The following is a 2,544-nucleotide window of genomic DNA, read 5'->3' as shown; positions in this document are numbered from 1 at the left end:
TGTGACCGTCAAGTAGAAAGACACAGTTTTTGCTTATTAATTTGAAACACTTTCTTGGCCAAATATCGTTGTTCGATTTTTCATTCTATAGCTATCTCCATTTAGGTGAACGATCTCGACTCGATGCAATATTCGATCCAGAATTGCTGTCGTAATAGCTGGATCACCTAAAAGCTCTCCCCATTCTTTAGGAGCCTTATTTGAAGTCAATATAATAGAAGCTTGATCATGAAGCTCATTGATTAAATGAAAGAATATATTTGCTTCTTGCTGGTCCATAGCCATGAACATCAAATCATCGATGATGATTAAATCTGCATCTCGAATACGTTTCAAACGAACTCTAGACTTGGTCGCTATTTCTTCCGTTTTCAACGCATGAACCAAATCCCCCATTGATATGAATATCACCTTATATCCCAGTGAGATCGCTTGAATACCTAATCCAATGGCCAGGTGTGTTTTTCCGACACCTGGAGGACCAAGTAAGACTAAATTGTATATTTGCTCTAGCCAATTCAAGTCTGAAAGCTGGTTAAGTTGTTTTTTACTTAGAGATTGTTGCTCAGTTACATCAAATTCTTGAAGCGTCTTATGGCTAGGGAATGTAGCCCACTTTAAACGTTTTTCCATTTGTTTTTGTTCTCTTTGTTTTTGCTCATTTAACATAACTGACCATAAGAATTGTGTATAAGATACATCTTGCTTTTCGGCTTGATTGATTATGTCCATGACGTTATGAGACGTTTCGACGAAACGCAAAGAGCGCATCAATGCTTGTAACTCTTTGGGTTGGCTCATGACAGTTCACCTTCCAGTATGGCGTAATATTGATCCATGTCCCGTTTCTGTGAGCTTGTCGTCATGACCCAATGATGTTCCTTGGAAGGAGAGGAAAGATTTCCACCTTCTTGATTCGTCGTTGTATCAGGTATCAAGCGTTGGCGTTTGATATAGTCAACGACATCGCTGAAATCTGTCGCACTAAAGAGTTTACGCTTCACACATTCCTCAAGGGCTTGGTCAAGGATATCCCTGGTGGTGGCTTTAGCTACCTTTGAGACTATTTGTAATTGGTCACGTATATACCTTGGGTAGTTCTCTCTCAATTGCGACAAATATGTTTCAGCTAACGCTTCATTTTTGAAGCATCTACTAACGGATTCTAAGAATGCATCAATCCCTTTTGTGCGATCTCGCGTATGCGTTCGCTCCTGTACTAATTTCCCTTTTTCTATGGACAACTTGTGCTTAGCTAATAGTTCACCATCTGGGCAACAGATGATTAACACTTGCTCATCCGTTAAGGTAAGAAAGACTTCATCATACTTGTGAAAACTCCCTAAAGGGAGTGAATATCGGTTGGACAAATACCTTATGGTATTGTCCTTTCTGATGGACCTTGCTATACTAGTATTAACGTTATATGGAACAATTTCTTTGTTCGGGATCGGTCTTAAGTGTTCTTTTTCTAGGGAGAACACCTCGGCTGGTCTTTTTTTTATGGTATTATGCAGCCTGGCATTGCCTGTTCGGTTCAACCAATTTATAGATTGCTCATTCCACTTATCAAGGGTATGAAAGACTCTATGTTTACCAAAGTTCTTCTTGATAAACCCCACGACATTTTCAATTTTCCCTTTGCTTTCTGGATCTGCTTTTCGACATACATGTAAGTTCAGCTTCATCGTTTCCTTATACGATTGGAACTCTTCCGTTAGGATTAAATCCCCACCATTTTCACTAACCACTATGAGATTATCTTGATCATACACTAACTCATCAGGAACACCTTCAAACCACTTAAATGCCAATTCATGGGCATATATCACATCCTTCGTCGTAAAATGTCTATCTAACCAATACATATATTTGTAACGGGAATGCGACAAGACAAACGCTATAAAATAAAGCTTGATATGTCCACCTCTTGCCTTTTCATAGGAGGCTTGTCCAAAGTCAATTTGAACTTGATGTCCCATAGGGCCTTCAGGGACTGCTTCGTAAGACCTTTTCGTCGTTTCTTTTGGTATATCGTAATCTTTCCTTAATGCTTGTACATAAGATCGGACAGTACTTTCGCCCACATGTAGAGAAGGGTACTTCTCTACTAACCAGTCTGAAACTTGAGATGCACTCATATCAGGATGCTTTCTGAGCCAATTCAAAATGAGTGTCTTGTTTGGATCTAACTTCTTTTGCCTTGTAAGAAGGGACTCCGTCCATTCTCCCATATCTTTCGGTTGTCTCTTGATATAACGATATAATGTTGATCTGGAAACACCTAATTTTTCGGCTGTCTTTGATTTGCTAAACCCTTGTTTTAATAATTGATTAATTTCCATATACACTTTCCACTTATCCACCTTCCGACCTCCAACACATTTCGACATTTATATCTATCATACATGAAGGAGGTGTACATTTTTGGCATTGTTTTCTGGGGGAGGCCCCGGGGCCTCCCCCAGAAAACAATCATTACTATGGCCTCAAAGTGTATTATCTTATCTAGCAAGAACTGTCTCATTTAGTCTAGCAGTCACA

2 protein-coding genes are annotated in these 2,544 nt (G+C 39.3%); both read right to left on the bottom strand.

Annotated features, from left to right (window positions below; translation table 11 throughout):
* Positions 1-36: 36 nt before the first annotated feature.
* Positions 37-801 carry an IS21-like element helper ATPase IstB gene (gene istB / locus LF817_RS19900; RefSeq protein ID WP_253937554.1) on the bottom strand — a complete coding sequence of 255 codons (765 nt, stop codon included), beginning with the start codon at positions 799-801 and terminating at the stop codon, positions 37-39.
* Complete coding sequence (istA, locus tag LF817_RS19895; RefSeq protein WP_253937553.1) at positions 798-2,366, bottom strand: IS21 family transposase; 1,569 nt, start codon at positions 2,364-2,366, stop codon at positions 798-800. Before istA ends, istB begins: the two co-directional genes overlap by 4 nt.
* Between the last annotated feature and the right edge of the window lie 178 nt (positions 2,367-2,544).

The sequence above is a fragment of the Halobacillus sp. A1 genome, from assembly GCF_024189295.1.
Lineage (GTDB): Bacteria > Bacillota > Bacilli > Bacillales > Halobacillaceae > Halobacillus_A.
Note: the sequence above shows the minus strand (reverse complement) of the source record. Positions and strands in the feature narration are given on the sequence as shown.